A 2,580-nucleotide genomic window follows, 5' to 3' on the forward strand; every position below is an offset into this window, starting at 1 on the left:
TGGCTATGACAGCCTGATTTGGCCCCAGGGGGACGGCTTGATGTGGCCCCACTTGCTCGACACGCCGGGGTAGTTATGACGGCTTGATTTGGCCCCACCTGACCGTGGTCAGTGGTCTATGGATTTTCTGGACCGCTGGTCACGGAGGTGAGGTTGAGATGGTGAGGTCTCGGGTGGAGCAGTTCGCGGCGATTCGTCACGATCATCGGGTTGAGGGCCTGTCGATTCGGGCGCTGGCGGATAAGCACGGGGTGCATCGGCGTACGGTGCGCCAGGCGTTGGGGTCGGCGGTCCCACCGCCACGAAAGACTCCGCAGCGGGTCGCGCCGCGGCTCGATCCTTACAAGGCGGCGATTGATGCGATGTTGGTCTCGGATCTGGATGCGCCGAAGAAGCAACGGCACACGGCGCGAAGGGTTTTGGCGCGTTTGGTCGATGAACACGACGCTGTCGGCCTGTCGTATTCGACGGTGCGTGACTACGTGGCCAAGCGTCGCCCGAAGATCCTGGCCGAGGCCGGCAAGCCGTTGGAGTTGGGATATGTGCCCCAGACCCATCCCCCGGCCGCCGAGGCCGAGGTTGACTTTCACGACCTGTGGGTCGTGATGGGCGGGGTCAAGACCAAGACCGCGCTGTTCACCATGCGGCTGTCGTATTCAGCGCGGGCAGCCCATCGGGCGTTTTTGACCCAGGGCCAGGAGGCGTTTTTGGAGGGCCACGTCTACGGGTTCGACCGCCTCGAGGGAGTGCCGGTGGACAAGGTCCGCTACGACAACCTCAACGCCGCGGTCAAGCAGGTGCTGTTCGGTCGTTCCCGCCAGGAAAACGAGCGTTGGATCGCGTTCAAATCCCATTACGGCTTCCAGGCCTGGTATTGCCAGCCCGGCCATGAAGGCAGCCACGAAAAGGGCGGCGTGGAAGGCGAAGGCGGGCGGTTTCGGCGCAACCACTGCGTGCCCATGCCGGTGGTCGACTCCATCGACGAACTCAACGCCCTACTGGCGGCCGCCGACGACGCCGACGATCAGCGCCGTGTCGGCAACCGGGCCACCAGCGTTGGCGATGACTGGGCGTTGGAAAAGACGCTGATGGCCCCGCTGCCCGCCGAGCCGTTCGACACCGCGTGCACGTTGACGCCGCGGGTGGACCGCTACGCCCAAATAATGGTGCGCTGCAACCAATACAGCGTCCCAGCCCGGTTCATCGGGCACCGGCTGCGGGTGAAACTATCGGCTTCGACGGTGCTCGCCTACGACCGTAATACGGTCGTGGCACACCATCAGCGTGCGGTCGGCAAGGGCGCCAAAGTCCTTGTTCTGGACCACTATCTGGAGATCTTGCTGCGCAAGCCGGGTGCTCTGCCCGGGGCTACCGCGCTGGCTCAAGCCCGCGCGGCGAAGGTGTTCACCACCGAGCACGAGGCGTTTTGGCAAGCAGCCCGCAACGCCCACGGCGATGCCGAGGGCACCCGCGCCCTGGTGGAAGTTCTGCTGCTGCACCGCCACCTCGACCACGTTGTGGTGCTCGCCGGCATTACGGCCGCCTTGTCGGTGGGGTGCACCGCCAGCGACGTGGTGGCGCTGGAAGCCCGCAAAGCCGCTGAGCACCACCATGCTGCCGCCGGCGTTGATCGGGATCGGCAGGTGGTGGTGCTCGCCGAGCATCGCCCGGCCAGTCTGCCGGCCGACCTGCGGCCACTGCCCACCGTTGACCACTACGACAGCCTCTTGGGAGAAAACAGCTCATGACCGCCCGACACGGGGTCACCGACCAAGCCGCCACCGCCGCGATAGAACAAGGCACCCGGATGCTGCGCCTGCCCACCATCCGCGACCGATACACCGAGATCGCCACCGCCGCACAACGCGAGCACATGTCGTATCTGGGGTTTCTGGCCGAATTGGTGATCGCCGAATGCGACGACCGCACCCAGCGCCGCGCCCAACGACGTGTCCGCGACGCCGGGTTCCCCCGCCCAAAACGGTTAGAGGAGTTCACCTTTGACGCCAATCCCGCCATCAACCCCGCCGCCATCGGGCATCTGGCCAGCTGCGACTGGATCAAGCAAGGACACCCGCTCTGCCTGATCGGTGATTCCGGCACCGGCAAAACACATCTGCTGATCGCGTTGGGCACCCTGGCCGCCGAAACCGGCTACCGAGTCCGGTACACCCTGGCCAGCAAGCTGGTCAACGAACTGGTCGAGGCCGCCGACGACAAGCATCTGAACAAACTGATCAACTACTACGGGCGCGTCGATCTGCTCCTAATCGACGAGCTGGGCTACCTGCAACTCGACCGGCGCGGAGCCGAACTGCTGTTCCAAGTCCTCACTGAACGCGAGGAACGCTCCGCTATCGCCATCGCTTCCAACGAACCCTTCTCAGCCTGGACGAAAACCTTCACCGACCCCCGGCTCTGCGCGGCCATCGTCGACCGGCTGACCTTCGCCGGCCAAATAATCGAGACCGGCACCACCTCCTACCGACTCGCCCACGCCCGCAACACCCGCAAGCCAGCCCCTACCCGCGGGGCCACTTCAAGCCGTCACCCCGGGGCCACTTCGAGTTGACACAGCCA

2 protein-coding genes are annotated in these 2,580 nt (G+C 65.1%); both read left to right on the top strand.

All coding sequences use genetic code 11. The annotated features are described in order from the left end of the window. Window positions 1-161 precede the first annotated feature (161 nt). A complete protein-coding gene (gene istA / locus A5634_RS22275) occupies window positions 162-1,748 on the top strand; it encodes an IS21 family transposase (protein WP_065146202.1) in 1,587 nt (528 codons plus the stop codon). After that, entirely contained in the window at window positions 1,745-2,572 is an 828-nt protein-coding gene (istB, locus tag A5634_RS22280; RefSeq protein ID WP_065146201.1) for an IS21-like element helper ATPase IstB, read from the top strand. Before istA ends, istB begins: the two co-directional genes overlap by 4 nt. Window positions 2,573-2,580: the final 8 nt, after the last annotated feature.

This window comes from Mycobacterium asiaticum (genome assembly GCF_001673365.1).
Classification (GTDB): domain Bacteria; phylum Actinomycetota; class Actinomycetes; order Mycobacteriales; family Mycobacteriaceae; genus Mycobacterium; species Mycobacterium asiaticum_A.